This is a genomic window from Pseudomonas sp. RA_105y_Pfl2_P56, from assembly GCF_963970845.1.
GTDB classification, from domain to species: Bacteria; Pseudomonadota; Gammaproteobacteria; order Pseudomonadales; family Pseudomonadaceae; genus Aquipseudomonas; species Aquipseudomonas baetica_A.
Genome location: NZ_CAXAPL010000012.1, coordinates 67408 through 88401, shown reverse-complemented (window position 1 = coordinate 88401; position 20994 = coordinate 67408). Strand labels below are relative to the sequence as shown.

At 61.2% G+C, this 20994-nt stretch carries 19 protein-coding genes; 8 read left to right on the top strand and 11 right to left on the bottom strand.

The annotated features are described in order from the left end of the window. Positions 1-10 precede the first annotated feature (10 nt). A complete protein-coding gene (locus tag AACY11_RS10825) occupies positions 11-1030 on the top strand; it encodes an AbrB family transcriptional regulator (RefSeq protein WP_339433244.1) in 1020 nt (339 codons plus the stop codon). Positions 1031-1434: 404 nt separating this feature from the next. Beyond that, entirely contained in the window at positions 1435-1869 is a 435-nt protein-coding gene (locus tag AACY11_RS10820) for a hypothetical protein (RefSeq protein WP_339466097.1), read from the top strand. Here the strand turns inward: AACY11_RS10820 and AACY11_RS10815 are convergent. From AACY11_RS10815 to AACY11_RS10805, 3 genes are read right to left on the bottom strand one after another with little or no spacing between them, the layout of a single operon-like run. Next, the gene (locus AACY11_RS10815) at positions 1854-2879 is read right to left on the bottom strand and encodes a DUF2955 domain-containing protein (protein WP_339494716.1); all 1026 of its coding nucleotides are present in this window, start codon (positions 2877-2879) and stop codon (positions 1854-1856) included. The genes AACY11_RS10820 and AACY11_RS10815 overlap by 16 nt on opposite strands. Then, a complete protein-coding gene (locus AACY11_RS10810) occupies positions 2869-3993 on the bottom strand; it encodes an HlyD family secretion protein (RefSeq protein WP_339494714.1) in 1125 nt (374 codons plus the stop codon). The genes AACY11_RS10815 and AACY11_RS10810 overlap by 11 nt, the downstream gene beginning before the upstream one ends. After that, a complete protein-coding gene (locus AACY11_RS10805) occupies positions 3986-5539 on the bottom strand; it encodes a TolC family protein (protein WP_339494713.1) in 1554 nt (517 codons plus the stop codon). The genes AACY11_RS10810 and AACY11_RS10805 overlap by 8 nt, the downstream gene beginning before the upstream one ends. A 120-nt stretch (positions 5540-5659) precedes the next feature. Here AACY11_RS10805 and AACY11_RS10800 point away from each other — a divergent pair, with 120 nt between their 5' ends. After that, a complete protein-coding gene (locus tag AACY11_RS10800) occupies positions 5660-6178 on the top strand; it encodes a transporter suffix domain-containing protein (protein WP_339433239.1) in 519 nt (172 codons plus the stop codon). An 87-nt stretch (positions 6179-6265) separates the two neighbouring features. On the opposite strand, the gene AACY11_RS10795 is transcribed toward AACY11_RS10800, so the two are convergent. Further along, positions 6266-7042, bottom strand: coding sequence for an NAD(P)H-dependent oxidoreductase (locus AACY11_RS10795; protein WP_339466101.1), 777 nt, complete (start codon positions 7040-7042; stop codon positions 6266-6268). Positions 7043-7126: 84 nt separating this feature from the next. Between AACY11_RS10795 and AACY11_RS10790 the strand changes: the two genes are divergently transcribed. Continuing rightward, positions 7127-8020, top strand: a complete 894-nt coding sequence (locus tag AACY11_RS10790; protein WP_339466103.1) for a LysR family transcriptional regulator — start codon at positions 7127-7129, stop codon at positions 8018-8020. A 253-nt stretch (positions 8021-8273) separates the two neighbouring features. After that, entirely contained in the window at positions 8274-9059 is a 786-nt protein-coding gene (locus AACY11_RS10785) for a DeoR/GlpR family DNA-binding transcription regulator (RefSeq protein ID WP_339494711.1), read from the top strand. 104 nt (positions 9060-9163) lie between these two features. Here AACY11_RS10785 and AACY11_RS10780 read toward each other — a convergent pair whose 3' ends face one another. The 4 genes from AACY11_RS10780 to moaA form a co-directional block, all read right to left on the bottom strand. After that, positions 9164-10447 (bottom strand): NAD(P)/FAD-dependent oxidoreductase, encoded by a 1284-nt coding sequence (locus AACY11_RS10780; protein WP_339433235.1) that lies wholly within the window; start codon positions 10445-10447, stop codon positions 9164-9166. Positions 10448-10479: 32 nt separating this feature from the next. Beyond that, on the bottom strand, positions 10480-11844 hold the full coding sequence (locus AACY11_RS10775; RefSeq protein ID WP_339494710.1) for a glutamine synthetase family protein: 1365 nt from the start codon (positions 11842-11844) through the stop codon (positions 10480-10482). A gap of 408 nt (positions 11845-12252) precedes the next feature. Then, positions 12253-13596, bottom strand: coding sequence for a chromate efflux transporter (gene chrA, locus AACY11_RS10770; RefSeq protein WP_339433233.1), 1344 nt, complete (start codon positions 13594-13596; stop codon positions 12253-12255). 192 nt (positions 13597-13788) lie between these two features. After that, positions 13789-14787, bottom strand: a complete 999-nt coding sequence (moaA, locus tag AACY11_RS10765) for a GTP 3',8-cyclase MoaA (protein WP_339433232.1) — start codon at positions 14785-14787, stop codon at positions 13789-13791. 669 nt (positions 14788-15456) lie between these two features. On the opposite strand from moaA, the gene AACY11_RS10760 reads away from it, so the two are divergent. Beyond that, positions 15457-15915, top strand: a complete 459-nt coding sequence (locus AACY11_RS10760; protein WP_339433231.1) for an REP-associated tyrosine transposase — start codon at positions 15457-15459, stop codon at positions 15913-15915. Between the two features lie 145 nt (positions 15916-16060). Here AACY11_RS10760 and AACY11_RS10755 read toward each other — a convergent pair whose 3' ends face one another. After that, entirely contained in the window at positions 16061-16912 is an 852-nt protein-coding gene (locus tag AACY11_RS10755; RefSeq protein ID WP_339494708.1) for a CAP domain-containing protein, read from the bottom strand. A gap of 199 nt (positions 16913-17111) precedes the next feature. On the opposite strand from AACY11_RS10755, the gene AACY11_RS10750 reads away from it, so the two are divergent. Further along, complete coding sequence (locus tag AACY11_RS10750) at positions 17112-17732, top strand: cell wall hydrolase (protein WP_339433229.1); 621 nt, start codon at positions 17112-17114, stop codon at positions 17730-17732. On the opposite strand, the gene AACY11_RS10745 is transcribed toward AACY11_RS10750, so the two are convergent. Then, positions 17729-18616, bottom strand: coding sequence for a LysR family transcriptional regulator (locus tag AACY11_RS10745; protein WP_339433228.1), 888 nt, complete (start codon positions 18614-18616; stop codon positions 17729-17731). The two genes, AACY11_RS10750 and AACY11_RS10745, sit on opposite strands and share 4 nt — an antisense overlap. Before the next feature lie 103 nt (positions 18617-18719). Here AACY11_RS10745 and AACY11_RS10740 point away from each other — a divergent pair, with 103 nt between their 5' ends. After that, a complete protein-coding gene (locus AACY11_RS10740; RefSeq protein WP_339494706.1) occupies positions 18720-20132 on the top strand; it encodes an MFS transporter in 1413 nt (470 codons plus the stop codon). Positions 20133-20183: 51 nt separating this feature from the next. Here the strand turns inward: AACY11_RS10740 and AACY11_RS10735 are convergent, their stop codons facing one another. Next, the gene (locus AACY11_RS10735; protein ID WP_339466112.1) at positions 20184-20897 is read right to left on the bottom strand and encodes a murein L,D-transpeptidase catalytic domain family protein; all 714 of its coding nucleotides are present in this window, start codon (positions 20895-20897) and stop codon (positions 20184-20186) included. Between the last annotated feature and the right edge of the window lie 97 nt (positions 20898-20994).

Sequence of the window (20994 nt, the reverse complement as noted above, 5' to 3'; positions counted from 1 at the left end):
GAAGGCGAATATGAAATCCATTCTGTGTTTGTTGGTCGCCGCCGGTTTTGGCGCGGTGTTGCAATCCCTCGGTGTGCCTCATGGTTTGCTGTTGGGTTCGATCCTTGTCACGGCACTGGTCGTCACTAAATCAGGCTTCGTACCCGCAACGCCTTATGGTTTGGGCTACATCCAGGTCACCCTGGGCATCGCCACCGGGCTGATGTTCGAAGCGTGGGACAGTGCGACGGCGTCGACCATGTTGCCGAGCCTTGGCGTGTTGCTGCTGTGCCTGACGGTGCAGATTGCCCTGGCCGGTTGGTGGCTGACGCGTGGGGCAGGGTGGAATCGCACCGATGCGCTGCTGGCGGTGTATCCGGGGGCGCTGGCGGCGGTGTTTGATCTGCTGGAGTCGGAGAAGGCGTCGAGCAAGGTGATCATCGTGCATCTGATGCGGTTACTGCTGATCACGGTGTTGGTGAGCTTTTTGATTCCGGGGCAGGTGTCGGTGGCTGCTGTTGAAAGCGATCCGTTGATCACCGGCATGGCGTTGACGGTTTGCTCGGTAATCGGCTTGAGCGTCGTGCTCGGTCGATTGCTGCTGGTGATCGGCGTGCCGGCGCCCTTCATGCTCACGGCGATCATCATCACCGCAGTCTTTGTAAAAGCAGGCTGGTTGCACGGTTTTCACATGCCCGACTGGAGCTTGAATCTGGCGGCACTGATTCTCGGTGTGCGGATCGGCTCGCGGTTTCAGGGGTTGGGCGTCAGGGAGTTGGGCCTGCATGGCCGCACGGCGCTGGTCTCGGTCGGGTTGATGATTGTGGTGGCGGCGGTGTTTGCAGAGGTAGCGGCGCGGTGGTTGGGCAGCGATCCGTTGTCGCTATGGCTGGCGTACATGCCGGGGGCGATCGAGACGATTGCGATTGTCGCGTTTGCCGGTGGGCTGAACGTGGTGTTTATCCTCACTCACCACTTGGCGCGGATGGTGCTGCTGCATTTTGCGCCGGCGTTGTGGGTGCAGGTGCGGCGAGTACGGGAGGGGGCCTGAACGAATCAATCGTCGCCGTACATCAACTCCAGTTGTTCTATCCACGCGGCGCTGGCATTGAATCTTGCGTAATAGCGCTGTTTTTCAGCGTCACTCAAACACGTAAAAAACGGCAGGAAATAACGCTCGTTTTAGAACCCTTGGGCTCCTGTATCCGGCAAAAAGTGGCTTTGCCTCAGGCTTGATGAGCGCGGCAATTCGGCTGAGTAAACGACGCATCGAGATCCGTGATCGGCAAAATTGGGGGTGTCGGGATGGTATCCATAACGGCGAGTGCGAGCCACTGATTCCATAACGGTGAGGTCAGTATCCTCTCCTCTTAAGCATTCTTCCTCGAGCACATTGAACTACACTCCCGGACTACCCCGCCTCGCAGCCAACCCCAGGCCCCGCCGGAGGTAATCGTGATTCGCATAGCGTTCATCCCACTCGTGATCGCTGCCATCTTCACCACTCAAGCCAGCGCCGAATCCGTCGTCCCGCTCAAGGGCCAGACCTCGCAACAAACCCAGATCGATATCAACGACTGCCGCTCCATTGCCTCGACCTCGACGACATCAGCCCCGCAAACCGGCGGTCGTCTGAAGGACGCAGCCGTGGGTGCTGCGGCCGGTGCAACAGCGGCTGAGGTGCGCGGCCGCCAGCACGACGAGTTCTACGATGCGGTCGACGATGATCGTCAGCAGGATTACCGGCAAAACCGCGCCGGGCAATCGGCTGCCGCCGGCGCTGTAGTCGGTGGCGCACGGCAGCGCGCACAGAGCAAAACCGATGCGGCAGCCAGTTCCAGTGCTTACACGGGGTGTCTGCAGGGGCGCGGCTATCAGATCACACCTTGACGCTGAGGCTTGTGCGCTGCGAGCAGGTGCATCATCAATGCGCTGTAGAGCGTCACCAGGATGAACAGGCCCATACGTACCGCGAAGGCGCTGTAGACGTCTTTGCCTGCCGCGCTGTCCTGCACCGATTGGCCGAGCAGGATGATCATCGTCACCAGGGTGTTGAGCCAGAAACCGGGGCTGAACGTTGTCGGGCCCAGGCGATAGAGCTTGCGCGCCAGCCATAGCCCGAACAGCAGCGTCCAAAGAAAGAACATCCACACATGCACGAACAGGCTCAAACCACACCAGAGCAGCACAGCCAGCAAGCCTCCAAGCAGGGTCGAGCCGAGCAGTTCGCGCCCGGCGTGGCGGGTGTTGGGGGTAGAGGTTTGTTGGCCGAGACTGACGGCTTTGAGGATGATCGGCAGGTAGCTGGCCGGGTCGCTCAAGGCCAGTAAAAACGTCGGCATGACGATCAGGGTGGCGCGCAGCGCCACGCGCGGGACTTCGTCGTCGGGCAAGGTGGGCGGTTTGGGTGGAGCGGGGCTGTCGGGTCGTTCCGCAAACACCGCGTGGCTGACACCGACCACCGCGACGGCCAGTAACAAGCCTTTGACCAGCGCGCCAATCACCGCCATCGCCAGATCGAATTCGGCAAACCCGGCGGCGCAGATCATGGTCATGCCGATCACCAGAAAGGTCACGATCAACGGATTGCCGCCACGCAGACCGAAGCGAAATACCAGAAACAAACCGAGGCCGATCAACAGCACGCCGCTCATCGGGTAATAACGCAGCAAGGGCACCAGCAGCAGGCCGATACTCGTCGTCAGCGCAGCAACTAACGCCAGCACCAATGCGCCTCTCAGTGGCAATGGCCGAGGCAAACTGGCCAGCAATAGCGCCGTCAGTACCGGTGAAATAAACGCCAGCGGCAAGGCCAACGCATAACTGGCGGCGGTGCACAGCGCCGTGCCGAACGCCAGGCGCAAGGCCCGTTGCGCCGGGACGCTGCGCTCAGTAGGCATACGACAGCCAGCTCATCAGGCCGACAAACAGCCGCCCCAGCGGATTGAGCGGATTGCCTTCAGTGGGGAAGGCCATGACTTCCGCCTGGCCACCGGCACGGATCGCGCGGCTGTCGATCAGGTGTTTCTTTGCCTTTTCAGAGAACTCGATGATCACCGGGAAACGTTGCGCCGGGCGCAGCCAGTCGCGGCTGTTCTGGATGCTTGGCAAGGTGCCGGGCGCGGGTGTCTGGCCGACGCTCACGCCATAACCGACGCTGCGCACGCGACCGTCGAGGACTTCACCGGGCAATGCGTCAAGGACGATGGCGACCGGGGTTCCGGGTTGCACATGACCGAGATTGTTTTCAGTCAGGTCGGCGCTGATCCATACGTCGTGGATGGCGATCAAGGTCATCAACGGACTGCCGGCGGCTGTGAACTGGCCGACGTCGGTGCGCAGGTCGGTGATCAAACCTGCAGAGCGTGCGCCAATGCGGGTGTTAGACAAATCCAGTTCAGCTTTGGCCAATGCAGAAGCTGCGCTGCGCAACTGTGCGTTAGTGTCCGTGCTACCACCTTCCTGTTCCTGCGCACGTTGCACTTCGGCGCGGGCGGCGGCGACTTGGGCCACGGCTTGCTCACGGTTGGCCCGCGACACTTCCAGAAGCCGCACGGAGACAGTGCCCGGATCTTGTTTGTACAAGCCCTCGAGCCGCTGATTGTCCTGCCGCGCCTTGAGTTCGTTGGCTTGTGCTGCTCGTAATGAAGCCTGCGCCGAGGCGATGCCAGCGGTGCTGGCGCCGACCTGACGACGGGTCGACTCCAGATCGGCTTTCGCCCGGTCCACGGCAATCTGCAGCGGCTGCGGATCGAGTTCAAACAGGATATCGCCGGCCTTCACATCCTGATTGTTGCGCACGTTGACCCGGATCACCCGACCGGCGACTTCCGCCGCCACCGGAATCACGAACGCACCGACCCGCGCCTGCTGGGTGTAGGGCGTGTAGCGGTCGGCGAGCAGGTACCAGGCCAGGCTCAGTACGATCAGCAACAGCACCCAGCGGATGCCTTTTTTTGCAGGATCAGCCTGGGCAGGCGCGGGGGCCGGGGCGGGTGGCGCGGCTTCAGTCATGACGGGTTACCTGCGATGGAAGGGGATACGCCGGTCGGTCGGGCGGCGCGCTGAGCAAATCGCCCCAATTAGTGCGTTGTTGCATCTGTTGCCGTGTCGGCTCATCGACCTGCGGCGCGTTGCTTTGCCAGCCGCCGCCGAGGGCTTTGTACAGGGCGATCAGGTTGCTCACGGCGTTGCTGCGGCTGACCAGATAGTTGTCCTGCAGTTCGAGCAACGCACGTTGTGCATCGAGCACTCGCTGAAAGTCGGAATAACCTTCGCGGTATTGCGTGTTGGCCAGCGCCAGGGAACGCCGCGCCGCGCCTTCGGCCTCGCGCAAAATGCGTTCGCGTTCCAGTGCTTTGTTCAGGCCGCTGGCGGCGTCGTCAGCCTCGCGTGCGGCTTGGCGTACCTTGTCGCGGTAGGCTTCGATCAGTTGCTGCAAGCGCGAGTCCTGTACCCGCACGTTGTTGCGGATACGGCCGTAATCGAAGATGTTCCAGCGCAGGCTCGGGCCGCCGATCAGATCGAGGCTGCGCGGGGTGGCGCCGAGGGTATCGCTGGACCAGACGATGCTGCCGAGCAAGGTCAGCGACGGGTACAGATCGGTTTCGGCGACACCGACCAGCGCCGATTGCGCGGCGACGTTCAGTTCTGCCGCGCGTATATCCGGACGACGCAACAGCAGATTGGCCGGGACGTCTTGCAGCACCGCGCGATCCAGTAACGGAATCAGCCCGGTTTGTTCGGCCAGCAACGCCGCGCCACCGGGCGGCTGGCCGACCAGCACCGCCAGGGCGTTACGGGTGCGCAGTAGCTGATCTTCGAACGCCGGAATGCTGCTCAGGGTGCCGAGGTATTGGGTTTTTGCCTGTTGCAAGTCGAGTTCGGCAGTCTGGCCGCTGGTGAAGAGTTTTTCGGTGATCTCGAAGTTGCGCTTTTGCTGGACGGCGTTTTCCCGGGCGACACGCATCCGGGCTTCGGTGGTGCGCAGGGAAAAATAGGTGTCGGCCACTTGCGCGCGCAACAGCACCAGCGCGTCTTCGTAGTTGGCCTGGGCAGCGAAGTAGCTGGCGTCGGACGACTCGATGGCTCGGCTGAAACGGCCCCAGAAATCCAGCTCCCAACCGACATCGAACGCGGCGCTGTGTTGCCAGAAATGCAGATCCTGTGGGTTGTTGCCCCCGGACTGATGGCGGTCGACGTACAAGCTGTCGACGCCGACCTGTTGCAGTTGCGGGTAGCGACCGCTCTCGGCGATGTTCAGTTGCGCGCGGGCTTCGAGCACCCGCAAGCCGGCGATTTTCAGACTGCTATTGTGCGCATCGGCTTCGGCAATCAGGCGATCGAGTACGGGGTCGGCGAACACTTGCCACCATTGGCGCAGATCCGGCTCGGCGGCACGTTCGCTGGCTTGTTCCAGCGCCACGCTGTTCCATTGCTTGCTCCACGTCTCGGCGGGCGGCTGGAAATCCGGCCCCAGGCGCACGCAGCCGCTCAAACTCAAGGCGACAAGCAACAACAGATGACCGGGCCGCGTCAGCAGAGCTGTTGTCCAAGGCATTGCGTTATGTCCCTGACCCGCAAGTATCAGTGGAGCATAGACGACGAACTGCAAGTTGTTCGGGCGAATCTGCTGCTACGCTTTTCGGGCATCAGCCCCCACCCAAACAGGTACGAGACCATGGAAACTGCCCAAGATCCGGTGACACCGGGCCACGCCACCTGGCGCTTCAAAGTCGGTGTCGGGATCATCTGCCTGATGCTCGGCTCGTGGCTGATGGTGCCGCTGGCCGCCGCCCTCGATGTACCCGGCTCGAAGGTCGCGGCGCTGACCGGCGTGCTGTTCATCAGTAACAAGGTGTTGTTGCTGCTGGTCATCGCGGTGATGGGCAAGGCGGGGTTCGCTGAACTCAAGCGCACGATTGGCCGGCATGTCTCGGGGATGCTGCCGACGCCTGTCGCGGAAGTCTCGCCGCTGCGGCATCGGGTGGGCGTGGTGATGTTTTGCCTGCCGTTGCTGACGTCGTTTCTGGAACCGTATTTCGACAACTTCTGGCCGGGGTTGCGGCCCAATCTGTGGCAACTGCAATTGTTGGGCGACTTGATGTTTATTGGCAGTTTTTTTGTGCTGGGCGGGAATTTCTGGGAGAAGGCGCATGCGTTGTTTGTGCGCAAGGCGCGGGTGGTGGTTGCTGATTAAGATCAAAAGATCGCAGCCTGCGGCAACTCCTGCGTTGGGATTGCGTACCCCCGGTAAGAGCTACTGCAGGCTGCGATCTTTTTGGGCTTAACGAATGTGTGCGGCGAAACCTTCACTGTCCGGGGCAATGGCATCTTTGAGCGTCAACGCCGGAATCTCGTAATCCCCTGCATTCTGATGTCGAAACGCAATTGGCCGCGTGCTCCACAACTCATCCAGACGCCGTCCCAGTTCATCAGTCGTCTGGGCATACCGCGCTTCATCCATGCGACTGGTGCGGTAAATCAGGAACGGCGGCAGCACCTCAAAACCGGGGTAGTGCAGAATCCCGTGCTGGATCGGAAACAGCAGATCATCCATCGGCCCATTGATCCCGCGCGGGCTGTAATGCGATTCCCAGCCACCGGTGGTGACCATCAACATCGCCCGTTTGCCTTTCATCTTCCCTTCGCCATAACGCTCGCCCCAACGACTGTCGGAGTGTTCACCCACACCGTAGGCAAACCCGTAGGCGTAAACCCGATCGACCCAGCCCTTGAGGATCGCCGGCATCGTGAACCACCACAGCGGGAATTGCAGGATCAGCGCGTCGGCCCACAGCAGTTTTTCCTGCTCGCGGGCGATGTCGGCGGCTTGTGTGCCTTGGGCGTAGGCGCGTTTCGAATCGAGGGAGGCGTGGAACGGCTGGTTTTTATCGCGCTCTGGGGCGTCGTCGGCGTCGAGGGTGGCTTTCCAGTTCATCGCGTAAAGGTCGGAAACCTGCACGCTGTGACCGGCGGCTTCGAGGCGCTGGACGGTGAAGTCCCTGAGCGAGCCATTGAGGGAGGTGGGTTCGGGATGGGCGTAGACCAATAGCACTTTCATGGGGGAACTCCGTGGCTGAATGGCAGCAGGATCGGCGTTCCACAGGTATATTGGAAATGAATGTCTGATATGTCTGGTATAGCCATGAATAATTTGAGACGGCTGGATATCAATCTGCTGTTGACCCTCGACGTGTTGCTGTCCGAGCACAACGTCACCCGCGCGGCGCAACGGTTGAACCTCTCGCAGCCTTCGGTGAGCGTTCATTTGGCCAAGCTTCGTGACATCTTTGGCGATCCGCTGTTGCTCCCCGGCCCACGCGGCATGCGTCCGACGGCGCGGGCCGATGAGTTGCGCGAGCCTTTGCGCGAGGCGCTGCAAGCACTGGAACGGGCGGTGGCGCCGGCTGCTGCGTTCGACCCCGCACTGGCGACCCAGACCTGGAAAGTCGCGGCGACGGATTACGGCGAATCTACCGTTCTCCTGCCAGCCCTGAGTGGTTTGCGTACGCAGGCACCGGGCACTCGGCTGGCGGTTATCGACCTGATGCCAGCGCAATTGGTCAAGCAAGCGGAGCAGGGCGTGTTCGATCTGGCGCTGCACATCACCGAAGACGCGCCGCTGGACCTGCATCAACGGGTGCTGTTTACCGAGCGTTACGTGTTGGCCGGGCGTCTCGGGCATCCCGGTTTGACCGGTAAACCGAGCCGCGATGAGTTCTGCGCACTGGAACACGTGCTGGTGTCGCGTGAAGGCGGGGGCTTTTTCGGGGTGACTGACAAGGTGCTGGCCGACGTGGGGCTGTCGCGCAAAGTGGTGCTGTCGGTGCCGCACTTTTTGATGGTCATGGCGGTGCTGGCGAGCACCGATCTGGTGGCGATGCTACCGTCACGGCTGGTGCGCGGTAACCCGGCACTGCAAGTGGTCGAGGCACCGCTGCAGGTGCCGGGCTACGAAATGGCGATGTTCTGGGGCGAGCGACTGCACCGTGATCCCGCGCACAAGTGGTTTCGCGAGCATCTGGCAGCGTCGGTTTGATGCCTCAGGCGTGACCCAAGGCAACCGCGAAAGACACGACGATCATGCAAGCGAAAGCGAAATTGAGATTCATAAGGTGGTCATCCTGAGCCTGTTGAGAGTGGGGCCATTCTGAACAGGCGCAATGCAAAGAAAAAAATCGGCGTGTTGATTCCAATGATCGAAACAATTGATACCCACCTGTTTGTGTTTGCCCGGGGCTTTGGCTAATCTCGGTTAAAACCTGCAATTACAAGCATAAACAGGCATAACCATGCACGATCATTCGGTCACCGAACTCCCATCCCTGCGTCGGCAGAAAATCCTCCTGATCCTCGAACGCGACGGCAAGGTCATGGCGTCCGAGTTGAGCCAGCACTTCGCTGTGTCCGAAGACACCATCCGCCGCGACCTCGCCGAACTGGATAATGCCGGCCTGGTGCAACGGGTACACGGCGGTGCTTTGCCAAGGCCGAAGGACACCGGCAAGGACTACTTCACCCGCATCAGTGAAACCGATGAGGTAAAGACGCGCCTGGCGCAGCTTGCCGCCGGGCGGGTGAAGGAAGGTCAGATTGTGCTGTTCGACTCTGGCACCACCACGTTGCAGATTGCGCGGTCATTGCCAGCGGATATCCGCATCACCGCGGTGACCACCTCGCCGATGACCGCCATCACTCTCGCCGAATACAAGGGCATCAAGGTGATTCTGGCGGGCGGGCAGTTGAACCTGGCGACCATGTCGGTCAGCGGTCACGAAACTGTGCGTCTGCTGCAAAGCATCAAGGCTGACCTGCTGTTTACCGGGGTGTGCGCGATTCATCCGGAGGTGGGACTGAGTTCGCTTTATTTCGATGAAGTGCCGGTGAAACAGGCGCTGTTCGAAAGCGCCGCGCAGGTGATCGCGGTGACCACGGCGGACAAGCTGGGCGCGGTTGAGCCGTTTGTGGTGACGCCGTGCACGCGGGTGCATACGTTGATTACCGAGCAGCATCTGGCGTCGGGAAGTCTCGAGGATTACCGGCGCTTGGGGATTGAGGTGGAGCAGTTGCCCGATTGAGATTTGTATAGCGGCTCAGGGCCTCATCGCGAGCAGGCTCACTCCTACAGTTGGAATGCATTCCCCTTGTAGGAGTGAGCCTGCTCGCGATGGGGTCAGTCCAGTCAACGCAACTTTTCAAGCATCTGGTAATACCACATCCCCGCCGCCAACAACGGGTTACCCAGCAAATCCCCCATCGGCACGCGAATGTGCTGGCACGCGGCAAACGTATCGAACTGCTCCATCTGCCCGGTGATCGCCCGGCTCATGATTTCGCCCATGATGTGGGTGGTGGCGATGCCATGCCCGGAGTAGCCCTGGCAGTACCAGACGTTGTCCGAGAGTTTGCCCAGTTGCGGGATGCGGTTGATGACGATACCCATCGCGCAGCTCCACTGGTAATCGATCTGCACGCCTTTGAGCGCCGGGAAGGTCTGCTCGATGCACGGGCGCAGTTCGGCGGCGATGTCGCGTGAATCCTTGCCGCTGTAGTTGGCGCCGCCGCCGAACAGTAAGCGGCCGTCGGCGGTCAGGCGATAGTAGTCGAGGACGAAGCGGCAGTCGTAGACCGCGAGGTCTTCGGGGTTGATCTGTTTGGCCAGATCGCCCAGCGGCGCGGTGGTGACGATGCCGCCCATGGCCGGAAAAATCTTGCCCTTGAGCTGGCCCGGTTCGAGTTTGTGGTAGACGTCACCGGCGAGCATCACTTGATTGGCGTCGATCTGGCCTTGGGCGGTTCTCACACCTGGCGTAGCGCCGTGAATGATCTCCAGCACTTCGCTGTTTTCGAAGATCAGCGCCCCGAGACTTTCCGCCGCACGCGCTTCGCCGATGCACAGGTTGAGCGGGTGCAGATGCAGGTTGCGGGTGTTCTTGATCGCCCCGTGATAGAGGTCGCTTTGCAGCAAGTCGCGCACCTGGCTGCGGTCGAGCAGGCTGACTTCATCACCCAGGCCGCGGCGCACGGCTTCTTCGTAATCGCTGCGCAAACCGGTCATGTGGCCGGGTTTGTACGCGGCGTGCAAATGGCCGTGTTTGAGGTCGCACTGGATGCCGTATTTTTCCACGCGCTGCTGGATGATCTCGTGCCCGCGCCAGCGCAGGTGCCAGATGAAATCATCGACCTCGTCGCCGAGTTTCGGACGCATCTGTTTGCGCATCGCACCGTCGCCGGAGAGGCTGCCGGTGACTTGCCCGCCGTTGCGCCCGGTGGCACCCCAGCCGATTTTGTGGCTTTCGACGATGGCGACTTTCAGGCCTTTTTCAGCCAGCTCGACGGCGCTGGCGACGCCGGTGAAACCGCCGCCGATGATCACCACATCAACCTTGTGCCTGCCTTGCAGAGTCGGGTAGTCGGTGTCGCGGTTGAGGGTTGCGGTGTAGTAGGAGTTGCTGCGTTCAGTCATGTCGGTATCCAAGGCAAAAAGAGGAAAAAAGATCAGGCTTCGGTCAGGTACCAGCGCCAGTCCTGCTCACCCACTTCGGCCATGAACTGCCGGTACTCCGCACGTTTCACTGCCAGATACACCCCAAGAAATTCCTGCCCCAGCGCATCCCGTGCCCACACCGAATTTTCCAGCGCCGTGAGCGAGGTCAGCCAGTCGGTCGGCAGCAATTCTTTCGCCTGCGCATACCCATTGCCTTGCACCGGTTCGCCCGGATCGATGACTTCTTTTATGCCGCGATGAATGCCCGCCAGGATCGCCGCCGCTGCTAGATACGGGTTGGCGTCGGCGCCGCAGATGCGATGTTCGATGTGCCGGGTATTGGCCGGACCGCCCGGCACGCGCAGGCTGACGGTGCGGTTATCGACGCCCCAGGTCGGCGCCAAAGGCGCGTAGCTGTTGGCCTGAAAGCGCCGGTAGGAGTTGGCGTTCGGGCAGAACAGCAGCAGCGAATCGAGCAAGGATGCGAGCATCCCGCCAATTGCCGTACGCAGCAGCGGCGTGCCGGCAGGGTCTTCGGAGGCGAACAGGTTGCGCCCCTCGGCGTCGGCGAGGCTGACGTGCATGTGCATGCCCGTGCCGGCCAGATCATCGAACGGTTTGGCCATGAATGTCGCTTGCATGCCGTGCTTGTGCGCGATGGCTTTGACCAGCCGTTTGTAGCGCACCGCCTGATCCATCGCCTCCAGAGCGTCGCCGTGTTCAAGGGTGATTTCCACTTGCCCCGGTGCGTATTCCGAGATCGCCGTGCGCGCCGCAATGCCGTGCAGTTTGCAGGCGCTGTAGAGGTCGGCGAGAAACGGTTCGATCTGCTCCAGCTCACGTAAGCCGTAGACCTGAGTGTGTCGCGGTCGCCCACCGTCGGCATCCAGCGCCGGTTGCGGACGGCCGTTGTGATCGCGTTTCGCGTCGAGCAGGTAGAACTCCAGTTCGCAGGCCATGATCGGGTTATAACCCTCGGCCTTGAGGCCGTCGATGACCTTTATCAGCAAGTGACGCGGGTCGGCGATGCTCGCTGGCATACCTTCGCTTGGGTGCATGCTGACCTGCACCGCCGCCGTCGGAATCTGCCGCCACGGCAAGCGCACCAGGCTGCCTTGCAGCGGGTAGGCGCGGCAGTCGATATCGCCGACGTCCCACACCAGCCCCGAGTTTTCGACGTCGTCACCCTGTACGGTCAGGCCAAGGATGGTGCTTGGCAACGGACGGCCGATCTCGTACACGGCGAGCAGCTCTTCGCGGTGCAGAAGCTTGCCGCGCGGCACGCCGTTGGCGTCGAGGATGAACAGCTCGATCATGTCGATATCGGGGTTCTGTTCAAGGAACAGGCGTGCGTCTTCAATGGCTGCGAATTTCATAATCAATCACTCACGATGGCGCCGCACAGGCGCGCAGAATCGGTCCGGACGCAGCTCGGCATTAGGCGCGGGCGTCCTGGCAGGTATATCAAGGAGTAGGGGGCTGTCGCGGCTTCTTTCAGGCGCGATCAGGCAGGCAGGGCGATATCCGGCGGGCGTGCGGAGTGACGCAGCTTGGAACGGCGCAGGGCCATGGGGAGATTGACGATACGATTCATGCGCGGCCCCTGTGAGGGAGGGCGCACTTAGCGGAGACGTTCAACGAGTTTCGTTGTTGTGGTGACGTACTCATAACGCGTGTTTCCGTTGGCGGAAAACGTCGGTGGCGGGACTGACCCGCCGACCGGTGTGCCCGGATAGTAAGGGGCAATCCACGGGCGTGTAAACGGGAGATTGGCTGGCTGCGTTTCAGCCCATCAAGTGAAAGGCCAGCCCGGCAAGGGCGCAAACGATCAGCACAGTGATCACGCCACGCTTGAAAACGAACAATGCCAACGCCGCTGCAACCGCCAGCGTCACCGAGAAAAAGTCCATGTGCCCGGCAAAGCCGTTCGGCCAGAACACGTGGTAGGCAAAGAAGCACGCCAGATTCAGAATCACCCCCACCACCGCTGCGGTGATGGCGGTCAACGGAGCGGTGAACTTCAGCTCGTTGTGAGTCGACTCCACCAATGGCCCGCCAGCGAGGATGAACAGGAACGAGGGCAGGAAGGTAAACCACGTCACCAGCGTCGCCGCCAACGCGCCAGCGGCGAATGCATGTTCCGGGCCGAACGCCGGTTGCACATAACCACCGATAAAGCCGACAAACGCCACCACCATGATCAGCGGTCCCGGCGTGGTTTCGCCCAAGGCGAGGCCGTCGATCATCTGCGTTGGTGTCAGCCATCCGTAATGCCCGACGGCGCCCTGATAGACGTAGGGCAGCACCGCATAGGCCCCGCCAAAGGTGAGCAACGCCGCTTTGGTGAAGAACCAGCCCATTTGTGTGAAGGTGCCGTCCCAGCCCAATAGAGCGGTCAGCAACGCCATCGGCAAACACCAGAGCGCTGCACCGATCAGCATGATTCTCAGCAATTTGTGCAGGCTGAATCGTGCGTGCTCGGGTGTCGGGGTGTCGTCATCGATCAGCGCGGCGCCGAAGGATTTTCCGCCGCTGCGCTGGGCGTCGTTAGCGAATCGCCGGGGCGCCAGTCGTCCACCGAAATAACCGATCACTGCGGCGCCAAGCACGATCAACGGAAACGGCACATTGAAGGCAAAAATCGCCACGAAAGAGGCGCCGGCAATGGCCCATAGCCACGCGTTTTTCAACGCCCGCGAACCGATGCGGTGGGCCGCGTGCAGGACAATCGCCGTGACCGCCGGTTTGATCCCGTAAAACACCCCGGCCACTGCCGGCAGATCACCGAAGGCGATGTAGACCCACGACAGTGCAATCAGGATGAACAGCGACGGCAAGACAAACAGCACACCCGCGATCACACCGCCCCAGGTTCGGTGCAGCAGCCAGCCGATGTAGGTCGCCAGTTGCTGGGCCTCAGGGCCGGGCAGCAACATGCAATAGTTGAGTGCGTGGAGGAAACGTCTCTCGCAAATCCAGCGCCGGCGTTCGACCAGTTCCTGATGCATGATCGCGATTTGCCCGGCCGGGCCGCCGAAACCGATGCAGCCAAGCTTGAGCCAGAAGCGCCAGGCATCGCGCAGGCTGACCGGGTCGGGGCGAGGTAGATCTTTGGGCGTTGTACTCAAGCGTGGCTCCTGAGGTGAATCCGTGGGGAGCGGCTATCTAATCAGGCTTTTGTGACGCAGTGCCAGACAGTTTGAGAATCCAGCATCTGGCTCCGACCTTGTGGCGCAGCCGCCCGCTGTACGGCGCAGCCTTCGCTGTCCTTGCACAACCGCACATGCAATGCGATCCCGTTTACGCCGATGAGTGACGGTTCAGCCGCCGGTCATGTTCATGAACCGCACGACCTGAACGTCGTCGTTCACTTCAAAATTGTGCCGATACGGCTTGAGCTTCATGGCTTCGATGATGGCTTTCTCCAGCCGTTGCGGTTGCCCAGGGTGGGCGCGCAGCACTGCTTTCAAATCCACCGAATGCTCGTTACCCAGACACAACAGCAAGCGCCCCTCGACAGTCAGCCGCACCCGATTGCAGGTGCCACAGAAGTTGTGGCTGTGCGGCGAGATGAACCCCAGGCGAATGTCCGGTGCCTCGGCCAGCCGCCAGTAGCGCGATGGACCTTGAGTCGATTCGGCAGAGTCGATCAGGGTATAGCGCTCGGCGATCTTTTCGCGCACCTGCGCGCTTGAGAAAAACGACTCCGCCCGGCTGTGCTCGCTGATGATCCCCAGGGGCATCTCTTCGATGAAGGAGACATCCAGCTGACGGTCGATGGCGAAACTCACCAGATCGTTGATCTCTTGATCGTTGCGGCCCTGCATCACCACGACGTTGAGTTTTGTTCGGGTGAAACCGGCCTTGCGCACAGCATCGATACCGTCGATCACCTGAGCCAGATCGCCGGTGCGGGTCATCTGTTTGAAACGCTCGGGGTTGAGGCTGTCGAGGCTGACGTTGAGACGTTTGACCCCGGCATCGAACAGCGGCGCGGCGAGTTTGCCCAGTTGCGAGCCGTTGGTGGTCAGGCACAGTTCGCGCAGGCCGGGCAGGGCGGCGATCTGCTCGCACAACTTGACCACGCCCGGGCGGATCAGCGGCTCGCCACCGGTGAGGCGGATCTTGCGGGTGCCCAGGGCGACGAAGCTTTGCGCCAGTTGATGGATTTCTTCCAGCGTCAGTACCTGTTGCCGGGGCAGGAACTGCATGTCTTCGGCCATGCAATAGACGCAGCGGAAATCGCAGCGGTCAGTGACTGACATGCGCAAATAGTCGACGCGGCGGTTGTAACCATCGATCAGGACGCGCTCTGACATGACAGCCTCGCAGGAGTGAGAAATCCGCGATTAACGGAACAAGACCGCGCAGGTTATGGACAACGTTGTGTGGCGTCCAATCACTGTTAATGAACGGCTGATTGATTCTGTCGATGATCAGATATTTTTTGCCCGCGGGGTTATGAATAGCAATCAGACAATGTGCGCAGGGTGAATAAGTACCCACGAACCAATACACCCCCATCCCCTGTGCGGGCTTGCTCGCGAAAGCGTCAGGTCAGGCAACATCAATGCTGAATGTGTCGGCCTCTTCGTGAGCAAGCCCACTCCCAGCCTGAATCGTGGTCAACCGCAAATCTTCGCCAATCCACCAACCCCCCTGTGGGAGCGGGCTTGCTCGCGAAAGCGTCATGTCAGGCAACATCGATGCCGGATGTGTCGGCCTCTTCGTGAGCAAGCCCACTCCCACCTTGAACCGTGGTCAACCGCAAATCCTCATCAATCCACCAATCCCCCTGTGGGAGCGGGCTTGCTCGCGAAAGCGTCAGGTCAGGCAACATCGATGCCGGATGTGCCGACCTCTTCGTGAGCAAGCCCACTCCCACCTTGGATCTGCGGTGCAGACACATTCTGCGAAAAAACATGGCCTGCGTGTTGTGATCGCTGATCTAGCCTTTTCTGAACTCAAATCATCAACAAGGCAAAGGAATGCCCCAACGATTCTCGTCACATCGCCTGCGAACCGGCCGTTATTGCGAAAACAACCGAATCTACCTTCTAACCGCCAATACCTTGGGGCGTGAGCCGGTGTTCAAGGATTACAGGCTCGGCCGATTGATCGTGAACCAGTTCAGACAAGCACAGCAGGAGGGCTTTGCTGAAACATTGGCGTGGGTGGTCATGCCGGACCATTTCCACTGGCTGATCCAGTTGCAAAAAGGAACATTGGACCCATTGATGTGCCAGGCCAAATCCTTGAGTACTCGTTCAATCAACAAGGCGACCGGCAGAACGGGGAGTCTTTGGCAGCCAAGCTTCCATGATCATGCGTTGCGACGGGAGGAGGATTTAGTGAAGCTGGCCCGCTATGTAGTCGCCAATCCCTTAAGGGCAGGGCTGGTGGAAAAGCTTGGTGATTACCCGCTATGGGATGCAATCTGGGTTTGACCTACGGATATGGCCAGACACAGATTCTCCATCCAGCGACGACCTACTGTGGGAGCGGGCTTGCTCGCGAAAGCGTCAGGTCAGGCAACATCGATGCTGGATGTGTCGGCCTCTTCGTGAGCAAGCCCGCATTTGATCTGCGTTGCTATTGAGCACCAAACATCGTGGTCCAGTAGATGCCTGCATCGCTTTTCGGGTCGGTCGCGTAAGCGGCGCCGAGTTCCTTGTATTGCGGGTTCATCAGGTTGGCGCAGTGGCCAGGGCTGGCGAGCCAGCCGTCGACGACTTTGCGCACACTGTCCTGGCCAGCGGCGATGTTTTCACCGACCCGTTGACCGCTGTAACCCGCGAGTTCTGCGCGGTCGCCCGGTGTGCGGCCGTCGCGGTCCTTGTGGTCGAAGTAGTTCTTGTTGGCCATGTCGCGGCTGTGATCCTGGGAGACAGTGCCCAAGGTGGCGTTCCAGGCCAGCGGCGGGGCAGCGCTAAAGGCCTGGCCGCCGCACTGACGTGGCTGACGGCGGGCGACATTGAGTTGCTCCAGCAGTTTCTGGCCCTCACTTTGTGCATCGCCCAGCTTGGCTGACAACAGCGGTCGCGCCAGCACAATGCGCCAATCACGATCGGCGCGACTGACGCCGATATCGACGAACTGCGGATCCAGCACCACCTGACAGAAACTTTCCTGAATCGCCTTCATCGCCGCCCCCGCATCCCGTGGGCCGTTGAGGGTGATCGCTTGAACCTTGTTCATTGGGTAACTGGCGCTCACCATGGCCTGCTGCAAATCGACGGCGCCGCTGGCCGGCAGGATCAGGCGCGGATCACTCGACAGTGGCGGTAGTTCGCTGGAGGCCTGGCTGCCGCAACGTTGTGGTTCGCTGCGGTATTTATTGATCGACTCGATCAGTTGCGACTCATCGGTGGCCATGGCCGAGGCGGCAAAGGCCATGCCTGCGGTCAACGCGGCAACGCGTAAAACGGATGGCATGAAGCGCATGGAAATCTCCCTTGAGCTGAGTGCGCCCATGATGCGCGAAACGCCCCCGGTGGGTGCAATGTCTTTTTCTTCATTCGGTGGTTTTTTCAGCGGAACGTTACCCGCGATTTTGCCGTCTACACTCAGCCAAGGCCCCGGAAACCGGGGGGCTCCCCTGCGTAACACCTTGCCCGACTCGGGCCCTGCCGGAAGAACTGACATGGGATTGAAATGGTTGATTGGCTGCTTCGCGTTAACCCTGTTAGCCAACGTTGCAATGGCCACCGATCAGGCGCCGATCCAGGCCAAGGCCGAAGAAAAAGCCCAAGTGCTGGAAGAGAAAGCCGCGGACAAAGTCAGCGCTGCTCCGGCGCCAAAATCCGAAGCGATCACCCCAACTGAAGTGCAAGCAGTGGACCCGGCCGGCGCCGCGCCGCTGGATGATCCCATCACCTGCCTGGCGCGCAGCATCTACTGGGAAGCCAAAGGCAAGGACACCCCGCAAATGGAAGCCGTGGCCAGCGTGGTGATGAATCGTCTTGGCCACGAAGGGTTTCCGGACACGGTTTGCGCCGTGGTGAAACAGGGGTCGGAAGCCAAAACCTGCCAGTTTTCCTGGTGGTGCGATGGCAAGCCGGATCAGGTCAAGGAAGACGCCGAATATGCGCAGGCAAAGGAAATCGCCGGCAAGGCGTTGAACCGTCAGCTCAAGGATCGCACCCACGGCGCGTTGTATTTCCACGACCGCAACGTGCATCCCGGTTGGGCCAAGGCCTACCGTAAAACTGCCGAGACAAAAAAATTCCTGTTCTATAAACCCGCTGGCGGCGATGCGCGTTAGGCGCAGACTTCCCGCACGCAGTTGCGCAGCCATCGATGTGCCGGGTCGGCGTCCATGCGCGGATGCCAAAGCATTGAGACGCTGACTGGGGGCATTTCGAAGGGCAGGGCAAAACTGTGCAGGCCCTTGCGCAGCTTGCTGGTGTGACGTTCCGGGACGGTGGCAATCAGGTCTGATTCGCGCACCAGCGTCAGTGCCGCTGAGAACCCGCCGAATGAAGTGACGATGTCACGCGTCAGCCCCGAGGCGAGCAACGCCTCGTCTACCGGGCCGCTGCTGCGCCCGCGTCTTGAGATGAGAATGTGCTGGCCGCCGGCAAAGCGCTTGGCGCTGATCTTGCCCGAACTCAAGGGGTGCTCCTGACGTACCACCCCGATCCAGCGATCCTCAAACAGGATTCGGCTGTGCAGCGTCGGGTCGGTGCTGTCATCGACCACGCCGGTCTCCAGATCCACCCGGCCTTCGCGCAAGGGTGTGCTGTCCTTGTCGGCTTTTTGCACAAAGCGCAGGCGCACGCCGGGAGCCTCTTCAGCGATACGGGCGAGCAGGGCGGCGGCAAAGGTTTCGACAAAGCCATCGGTGTTGCGCAAGGTGAAGGTGCGTTGCAACTGGCCGGGATCAAGCCCCTTGGCAGGCCGCAACATGGCCTCGGCTTCTTGCACCAGAGGGCTGACCCGTTCGCGCAATTCAAGCGCGCGCGGCGTCGGCACCAGGCCCCGACCCGCGCGCACCAGCAACGGATCCCCAGTGGTTTCACGCAAACGGGCAAGGGCGCGGCTCATGGCCGAAGGGCTCAGTTGCAGGCATTTGGCGGCGCGGGCGACGCTGCCTTCGCGCAGCAGCACATCGAGGGTGATCAGCAGGTTAAGATCCGGCGCGGTCATGACATGGCGTTCTGTGCAGGTATCGAGTGCAAATCATGCGTCTTGCGCCTTGTGTTGTCGAGACTCACGCTATGGCTCACGACCTTTGCCCTGTGAGCGCGCCATGCCCCGACAACCCTTGAACACCCAAGCCCGCTGGGCCCTGTCCAGCCTCGCGCTGTCGATGTTGATGCCGTCGCTGGACACCAGCATCGCCAACGCCGGGTTGCCGGCATTGGCGGCGGCGTTTGATGCGACGTTTCAACAGGTGCAGTGGATCGTTCTGGCTTACCTGTTGGCGATTACCACATTGATTGTCAGCGTTGGGCGTCTGGGAGATGGCATCAGTCGACGTCGATTGCTGTTGATCGGCATCGGTATTTTTACCAGCGCATCGTTGTGCTGCGCGCTGGCCCCGGGGCTGGGCTGGCTGATCGGCGCGCGGGCAGTGCAAGGCCTTGGCGCGGCGATCATGTTCGCATTGACCGTCGCGCTGGTGGCTGACGCAGTGCCCAAGGCGCGGGCGGGCAGTGCGATGGGGTTGCTGGGTACGATGTCGGCCGCCGGTACCAGCCTCGGGCCGGCGCTGGGGGGGCTGTTGATGTCACATGTCGGCTGGCAGTCGATATTTGTGCTCAACGTGCCATTGGGTTTGCTCAACGCGTGGCTGGTGTATCGCTATCTGCCGGCGGATCGGGCAGCAGGGCCGCGTGTTGCGTTTGACGGGCTCGGTACAGGCGTGTTGGTGTTGACGCTGGCAGCCTACGCGCTGGCGATGACGCTGGAGGAGGGTACGCTGGGGTTGCTGCTGATCAGCCTGTGCGGCGCAGGATTGTTCATTGTGGTCGAGATGAAAGCCAAGGCGCCGCTGATTCGCCTGTCACTGTTCGCCGACCCGCGCCTGAGCGGCAGTCTGGCGATGACGTTACTTGTGGCCACCGTGATGATGACCACCCTGGTGGTCGGGCCGTTTTACCTCAGCCGCGGGTTGGGCCTCGCCAGCACCGTGGTCGGATTGGTGTTGTCGGTCGGGCCACTGTCGGCGGCGCTCGGCGGCGTGCCGGCCGGGCGTCTGGTGGATCGCTTCGGTGCCCGGCGGGTGGTGCCGGGGGCGTTGCTCGGGATGATCGGTGGCTGCGCTGTGCTTGCACTCTTGCCAATGAGCCTCGGTGTGCTGGCATACGTGTTGCCGATGACGCTGATCGCCGGCAGTTACGCGCTGTTCCAGGCGGCCAACAATACCGGGTTGATGGCGACGGTCAGTCAGGATGAACGCGGCGTGGTGTCGGCGCTGCTCGGGCTGGCGCGCAATCTGGGATTGATCACGGGCGCGGCGGCCATGGGGGCGCTGTTTGCCATGGCTTCCGGTAATCCGACCCTGGCGCCTGCGGCGGTCATCGCCAGTGGAATGCACATCACCTTCGGCGTCGCCACGGTGCTGATGGCCATGGCTCTGATCATCAGCCGAATCGGGTTCAACGGTGGGCGCGGGCGTGCTCGCGAAGGCGTTGGCCCCGTCAACCTGTCTGGTGATTGACACACAGCCTTCGCGAGCAGGCCCGTTCCCACAGGAGCGCCGTGGGGGGCGTTAGCTGGCGTGGCTACCCAGAATGCTCGCCACCTGCTGCGGCTGACAGTTGAGGTACGGCGACTTTTTCAGCCAACGCTGATCCGGATACCAGGAGAACATGAACTGGCCGTTCTTGAGTTTATCGATCACCTGCCTGGCAATCTGAGGTCGCACTGCCGGGCAACCCTGGCTACGGCCGATACGGCCCTGACGCTTGCTCCACAACGGATTCACGTAATCGGCGGCGTGGATCACGATCGCGCGATCGCGCGCCATGTCATTGAAACCCGGTTCCAGGCCGTCCATGCGTAACGAATAGCCGTGGGTGCCTTCGTAACTTTCCTGCGTGCGGAACAGGCCCAGGCTGGATTGATAACTGCCTTCGCGATTGGAGAACTGCGTGGCGAAGTTTTCTCCGGAATTGGAGCCATGGGCGACCAGGTCGCGCAGCACCAGTTTTTTCCGGGTCAGATCGAAAATCCACAGTCGGCGCGCGGTGGACGGTTGCGAATAATCGATGATTGCCAGGTGGCGAGACGGTTTCGCACCGTTGCTGACGGCGCATTTCATGGCGTTCAAGGCACCTTTCAGCGCTTGGGGATTGAGTTCTGGCGCGGCGTGCGCGAGGCTGGTGAAGAGCACCGGCGATGGTTTGCCGGCGGCGAAAGCTGGGCTGGTCACGGCGACAAGCGTCGCGCTGGTCAGCAAAAGTCGGCGCAAAAACGTCAACATTTATAAAGTGTCCTCACTGGCTACTTATTTGGCACTTTGGCTCCTGACTCCCAGTCATAACCTGCAAGCCCGCAGATCGGGCCTGACTGTTCAGCGC

What these genes read in the sequence shown, in the direction of transcription:
- AACY11_RS10825 (WP_339433244.1), top strand. Translation starts at nt 11, where the DNA reads ATGAAATCCATTCTGTGTTTGTTGGTCGCCGCCGGTTTTGGCGCGGTG.
- AACY11_RS10815 (WP_339494716.1), bottom strand. Translation starts at nt 2,879, where the DNA reads ATGCCTACTGAGCGCAGCGTCCCGGCGCAACGGGCCTTGCGCCTGGCG.
- AACY11_RS10810 (WP_339494714.1), bottom strand. Translation starts at nt 3,993, where the DNA reads ATGACTGAAGCCGCGCCACCCGCCCCGGCCCCCGCGCCTGCCCAGGCT.
- AACY11_RS10805 (WP_339494713.1), bottom strand. Translation starts at nt 5,539, where the DNA reads ATGCCTTGGACAACAGCTCTGCTGACGCGGCCCGGTCATCTGTTGTTG.
- AACY11_RS10800 (WP_339433239.1), top strand. Translation starts at nt 5,660, where the DNA reads ATGGAAACTGCCCAAGATCCGGTGACACCGGGCCACGCCACCTGGCGC.
- AACY11_RS10795 (WP_339466101.1), bottom strand. Translation starts at nt 7,042, where the DNA reads ATGAAAGTGCTATTGGTCTACGCCCATCCCGAACCCACCTCCCTCAAT.
- AACY11_RS10790 (WP_339466103.1), top strand. Translation starts at nt 7,127, where the DNA reads ATGAATAATTTGAGACGGCTGGATATCAATCTGCTGTTGACCCTCGAC.
- AACY11_RS10785 (WP_339494711.1), top strand. Translation starts at nt 8,274, where the DNA reads ATGCACGATCATTCGGTCACCGAACTCCCATCCCTGCGTCGGCAGAAA.
- AACY11_RS10780 (WP_339433235.1), bottom strand. Translation starts at nt 10,447, where the DNA reads ATGACTGAACGCAGCAACTCCTACTACACCGCAACCCTCAACCGCGAC.
- AACY11_RS10775 (WP_339494710.1), bottom strand. Translation starts at nt 11,844, where the DNA reads ATGAAATTCGCAGCCATTGAAGACGCACGCCTGTTCCTTGAACAGAAC.
- moaA (WP_339433232.1), bottom strand. Translation starts at nt 14,787, where the DNA reads ATGTCAGAGCGCGTCCTGATCGATGGTTACAACCGCCGCGTCGACTAT.
- AACY11_RS10760 (WP_339433231.1), top strand. Translation starts at nt 15,457, where the DNA reads ATGCCCCAACGATTCTCGTCACATCGCCTGCGAACCGGCCGTTATTGC.
- AACY11_RS10755 (WP_339494708.1), bottom strand. Translation starts at nt 16,912, where the DNA reads ATGCGCTTCATGCCATCCGTTTTACGCGTTGCCGCGTTGACCGCAGGC.
- AACY11_RS10750 (WP_339433229.1), top strand. Translation starts at nt 17,112, where the DNA reads ATGGGATTGAAATGGTTGATTGGCTGCTTCGCGTTAACCCTGTTAGCC.
- AACY11_RS10745 (WP_339433228.1), bottom strand. Translation starts at nt 18,616, where the DNA reads ATGACCGCGCCGGATCTTAACCTGCTGATCACCCTCGATGTGCTGCTG.
- AACY11_RS10740 (WP_339494706.1), top strand. Translation starts at nt 18,720, where the DNA reads ATGCCCCGACAACCCTTGAACACCCAAGCCCGCTGGGCCCTGTCCAGC.
- AACY11_RS10735 (WP_339466112.1), bottom strand. Translation starts at nt 20,897, where the DNA reads ATGTTGACGTTTTTGCGCCGACTTTTGCTGACCAGCGCGACGCTTGTC.